General features: G+C 61.2%; 4 protein-coding genes. All 4 read left to right on the top strand.

The window, feature by feature from the left end:
• Positions 1–714, top strand: a 714-nt coding sequence (locus tag Q0R02_RS02410) for a DUF2303 family protein (protein ID WP_293880488.1), incomplete at its 5' end; no start/stop codon positions are given.
• Between the two features lie 68 nt (positions 715–782).
• Positions 783–2105, top strand: a complete 1323-nt coding sequence (locus Q0R02_RS02405; protein ID WP_293880486.1) for a DUF1376 domain-containing protein — start codon at positions 783–785, stop codon at positions 2103–2105.
• Positions 2089–2445 (top strand): hypothetical protein, encoded by a 357-nt coding sequence (locus tag Q0R02_RS02400; protein WP_293880484.1) that lies wholly within the window; start codon positions 2089–2091, stop codon positions 2443–2445. The genes Q0R02_RS02405 and Q0R02_RS02400 overlap by 17 nt, the downstream gene beginning before the upstream one ends.
• Before the next feature lie 190 nt (positions 2446–2635).
• The coding region (locus tag Q0R02_RS02395) for a hypothetical protein (protein ID WP_293880482.1) at positions 2636–3042 on the top strand (407 nt) is incomplete at its 3' end.

Genomic DNA, 3042 nt, shown 5'->3' with positions numbered 1-3042 from the left:
TGGAGCACCGGGGTTGCGGCGACAACCTTGGTGCTCCAGAACGCGATCAGCCTGATCGAGTACATCAACCGCTTCAAGGGCGACGAGACCATGATCTTCGCGGACATCAAGTCCGATAGCATCGTGGCTTCGATCGACTATCACAAGGCGCCGGCGGAGGAGAAAGACGTCACCAAGCAGGCGATGCACCGTCAGCATACCGCCACGCTGATGCTGCCGAAGTCCGAGCAGTGGGCGATTTGGACGGCCCAGAACGAGAAGCTGATAACGCACATGGGGTTCTCGTCCTTCCTCGAAGAAAACTCCTTCGATGTGGTGTCGCTGGACGGCAAGGGATCAAGCTCCGGCGCCCCAGTTGGTGCCGATCTGCTCGAACTGTGCCGCGATCTCCAGGTGAAGCAGGACGTCAAGTTCTCGTCCTCGATCCGGATGGGAGACAACGCCTCGATCAGCTATTCGAAGGACGCTGACGCCACCACCAAGGACAATATGTCCCTGCCGGTGGCCTTCACGATCTCTATCCCGGTCTACTTCGGCGAGGCCCCGGTGCAGATCGTCTGCTACACCCGCCGCTCGATCAGCGACGGCAAGCTGCTGCTCGGCTACAAGATGCTGCGCCTCGAAGCCATCCGTCAGGCCGAGTTCGGCCGCGTGGTCAACGAGGTCGAAGGAGCCACCCAGGTGCCCATGGTCTACGGCAGCACCGGCCGCTAATCGGCGGAGCGAGCGGGGATCGGGCTTACGGCCCGGTCCCTACCTTGCCGCAACAGGGAGAGACCGCCGTGAGCCTACCGTGGTTCGGATTCAACATCAAAGACTTCATCGCCAACACCCAGCGCCTCAACACCGAGGCGAAGGGCGCTTACCTGATGCTGCTGCTCGACTATTACCAGAACGAGCAGGGCTGCCCGGCCGACGCTGATATCTGCGCGACCACATGCGGGCTGTCGATCGAAGCCTGGAACCGGCATAGCCGCGTGATCCTGCCGCTGTTCACCATCAAGGCCGGCATCCTCTGGCACAGCCGATGCGAGGAGGAGATCGCCAAGGGCAAGGAACTGCATGCCCAGCGCGTCAAGGCATCCGAAATGGCGGTCGCGGCGCGTGCCGAGCGGAAGGCCGCCCGGTCTACCGACCGGACCACCGGACGGACAACGTCCGGTAAAAGCAAAAAAACCGAAAATGACCGCTCGGTTGACCGAACGATATACCGAACGGTTACCGAGGCGGTCACCGAGCCGGTAAAAACTACCGACCCGATCATCGCTCCGGATACCGAGACGGACACCGGCCCGGTAACCGAACCGGCTACACAGACACAAACACATACTCTCTCTAAGGATAAAGAATCCTTAGAGAGAGAGGACGCCGCTGACGCGGCTTCGCTCGCGCAGGGGGAAAGCGAGCTATCAGGGGATTTCAAGCTGACGGCCGCCGATATCGTTCGCTGCTTCAACGAGGGCGCTTCCTCGAAGGACGAGGTCGAGCGCATCCTGTCGCGCTTCTTCCGGCACTACCAGTACAGCGGGACCATGTCGCTGGACTGGAAAGCGACATGGTGGAAGTTCTGGGAGCGCAACAAGCCGCCGGTGATGCCGAAGGCCAAGCCGCGCGTGCAGGTTTCGAGGGGACGTGAGCCGGCAACACCAACCCGGAAGACCTCGATCCCGGACGACTGGAAGCCGAAAGCGGCCCATCACGTCCTGGCCGACGACGAGGGCGTCAACATCGACGCGATCGAGCAGACCTTCCGCGACTACTGCTCATCGACCGGTACCAAATACGCCGACCACGACGCGGCCTTCCGCAACTTCATCCGGAACCAGAAAAATTTCACCCGAGGCAGGACCAATGGAAAAGCTCCGACTACCCGCGGTTCAATCGTTGAAGCCGGTAACGAGGCCATCGCCGAGCTCGACCGCCGAATTGAAGAAGCTGAGGCTCGTGACCGAGTTGGCGACGTTGCTGTTCAAAGCCTACCCGACGAGCGACTACGACAATCCGAAGGAAGCGCTGGCGACGATGGTGACTATCCTGTGCGGATACTCGGAGGCGATCGTGAGGGAGGTGACGAGCCCGGAGACGGGGGTGCAGCGCCGGTGTAAGTGGCCGCCGAAGCCCGCCGAGATCGTCGAGGCTTGCAACGAAGCGGCCGAGCGCATCGCGCGCTTCACCCGATACCAGGATTGGGGCAAAAAACAGTTGGCCGAACTGGAAAAACCGCGGCAACCCCGGCCGAGCCGCGAGGAATTGGAGATGCGGTTCGGTGGCAGGTTGTTGCCGGTGGATTTTGGGATGGATGAGGCCGAGCGCGCGGCACTGGCGCGCAAGCCGTATTCCCCGCCGCCGTTCAGCAAGATCGCTGAAAACTACAAGGACAATCCCGAGCGTATGACGAATCTCACGTCGGCGCCGGGCAAACGCCGGAGCCTGCGCCAGCTATGAGCCACGAGGAAGAAAAAAGAGCGTCTCGAATCACGTCAGCCAAACTCGCCATCGCGCTCGGCTCGCGTTATGTCGGCCGCTATCCATCGTCCACCGCAACACCAGTCGTGAAAGACATGCGACTGGCACTGTCCGATCTCATTGACGAGATCGGTCTCCTCCAAAACCCACCCGCAACAGGAGTTAAAACATGACGTCCCCCTCGACACTGGTCCGCAAAGCCAAGGCGGCGAAGAACCCGGCCACCGCGAAGCGTCTGCGCGCCCAGGCCGCGAAGCTGCGCCGCGACATTCGATCCGGCACGGCCAAGAAGGCCAAAAAGAAGAAGGCCAAGAAGGTCGCGAAGAAGGTCGCCCGCAGCAAGACACCGCCGTTCACCGGTCTCATCGCTGGCATCAAAAAGAGCAATCTGGATTGGCAGGTTTACTCCGACGAGGCGGGGGTCTCCAGGTACAGCGAAATTTGCACGTCACCGCAGCCGCTGATCTCCGATGGTCTCATGGACGTCATCATCGGCTACACCAAGAGCAAGAAACCGGAGGTGCAGAAGCAGGCCCGCGATATCATCGAAGGGCAGGCGATCGGTATGTTCCAGCG

Origin of the sequence: Sphingomonas sp. (assembly GCF_025353885.1) — a bacterium.
In the GTDB taxonomy this organism is placed as follows: Bacteria; Pseudomonadota; Alphaproteobacteria; order Sphingomonadales; family Sphingomonadaceae; genus Sphingomonas_O.
The sequence above is the reverse complement of the archived record's forward strand: the minus strand, read 5'-3'. Positions and strand labels throughout refer to the sequence as shown.